Consider the following 1,409-nt stretch of genomic DNA (forward strand, 5'->3'; position numbering starts at 1 on the left):
CCCGCAATGGAAGAAAACACTACAAACGCATCCAGATCCCAGCCCCGCGTCAACTCGTCCAGATACACCGCACCCCACCCCTTCGCCCCCAACACCGCGGCCAGATGGGCGTTGTCGATCTCGTCGAGGGGCTTGTGGTCCGGGACACCGGCCACGTGGAAGACGGCGTCGACACGGTGCCGGGAGAGGAGCGCGGCGACCGATGCCCGGTCGGCCATGTCGCAGGCCTCGACACTCACTCGATGCGCTCCCAACTCCCGTAGTTCCGACGTGAGTTCGGCGGCTCCGGGAGCCTCGGGTCCCCGACGGCCGGTGAGAACCAGTTCGCTCGCGCCGTTTCGGGCGAGCCAGCGTGCCACGTGGGCGCCGAGGGCTCCCGTGCCCCCGGTGACCAGGACTCGTCCGGAGGGCTTCCAGCCCTGACCGGTGATCTGTGGGGCCGGATCCTGTCGCAGACGCCGGGCGAAGGCACGGTCGTCGCGCAACGCGAGCTGGTCCTCCGCCGCGGAGGCCAGTGCCGCCGCGACCAGGCCCGCCACGTCCCGGTCCGGGTTCCGCTGCAGGTCGATCAGACCGCCCCAGCGGTCGGGGTGCTCCAGCGCCGTCACCCGTCCGAGCCCCCAGACGGCGGCCTGCTCGGGATACGGGGAGCCGTCGTCGTCGTGGTCCTGTGCGACTGCTCCACGGGTGATCCACCACACGGGCCCGCCGATCTCGGCGTCGCCCAGTGCCTGTGTGGCGATGAGCGCCTGCGCGACGGTGTCGGGCAGGACGACCACTCCGGCGACGTCCACCCCTGGGAGAGCGACGCGGATGGCTCGGGCGAGCTCCACCCGGTCGTGCTGCTCGGGGACGGGCAGGACCAGGGCGTCGGGCAGGGCTGCGGTGACGGTGTCGAGCCGTGTCGAGCCACCGGCCGGGTGCAGCACGAGCCACCGCCCGGCAGGTACAGCTCCGGGAGCAGGGGACACCGCCTCCCAGCCGACGCGATACCGCCAGCCGTCGACCTCGGCCCGCACCGTCCGTTCCCGACGCCGGACGGAAAGCCCTGACAGGACGTCCTGGACGACGTCTTCACTGATGTCCAGCGCGTTCGCCAGCTCGCGCGCCTCTTCCGGTTCCGTCGGCTCCCAGGATGCGAAGTTTTGCGCACTACGCTTCGTCTGTGGCCAGAACCGCTCGCGTTGGAAGGCATATGTGGGCAGGTCGACTTCGACCATGGGGCGCGCGCCGATCATGGCGGCCCAGTCGACGGGGACGCCCACCGTGAACCCGGCGGCGACACAGCTGACGACAGAGTCCACTTCGTCGCGGTCCTTGCGGAGCAGCGGGACGAAGAGCACATCGTCGGTGTCGTCCGGTACACAGTCCCGCGCGAGGGCGGTGAGGGTGCCGTCGGGGCCGATCTC

1 protein-coding gene is annotated in these 1,409 nt (G+C 70.8%); it reads right to left on the reverse strand.

Annotation, left to right across the window (positions count from 1 at the left end):
* The coding region (locus ACFU53_RS48030; RefSeq protein ID WP_384007010.1) for a beta-ketoacyl reductase at positions 1-1,409 on the reverse strand (1,409 nt) is incomplete at both ends.

The organism is Streptomyces sp. NPDC057474 (assembly GCF_042802555.1).
Lineage (GTDB): Bacteria > Actinomycetota > Actinomycetes > Streptomycetales > Streptomycetaceae > Streptomyces.